Source organism: Chryseobacterium phosphatilyticum (assembly GCF_002899825.2).
GTDB lineage: Bacteria > Bacteroidota > Bacteroidia > Flavobacteriales > Weeksellaceae > Chryseobacterium > Chryseobacterium phosphatilyticum.
Window position 1 is genome coordinate 1 of record NZ_PPED02000106.1, and the last position, 449, is coordinate 449.

At 72.6% G+C, this 449-nt stretch carries 2 protein-coding genes; both read left to right on the plus strand.

Features of this window, described 5'->3' with window-relative positions:
• A partial coding sequence (locus C1631_RS25025) for a recombinase family protein (RefSeq protein ID WP_165828379.1) occupies window positions 1–296 on the plus strand: 296 nt, incomplete at its 5' end.
• The coding region (locus C1631_RS25030) for a DUF4158 domain-containing protein (RefSeq protein WP_123966796.1) at window positions 297–449 on the plus strand (153 nt) is incomplete at its 3' end.

Genomic DNA, 449 nt, shown 5'->3' on the forward strand with positions numbered 1-449 from the left:
CGACCACGCCACAGGGCGAGTTCCTGTTCCACGTGTTCGGGGCGCTCGCCCAGTTCGAGCGATCGTTGATCCAGGAGCGGGTGCAGGCCGGGCTCGCCGCCGCGGCGCGACGGGGACGCCGGGGCGGGCGCCCCACGGCCATCGATCCTGAGAAGCTCGCCGCCGTCACGGCGGCCCTCGAAGGCGGGGCCACCAAGGCCGCGGTCTGCCGCACCTTCGGCATCAAGCGTAGCACGCTGATCGACTCCCTCGCCCGGATCGGCTGGTCTCCCGCCGGATCGAGGCGGGAGGCATGAGTGGCGCGACGGCAGCAGCGACGGCAGCAACTGGGCGGGGCACAGATCGCGGCGCTCTACGACCTTCCGACCGGGCGACGGGATCTGGTCCGCCACTACACCCTGTCGGCATCCGATCGCGCTGCCGTCCGCCGCTGCCGCGGCGATCACAAC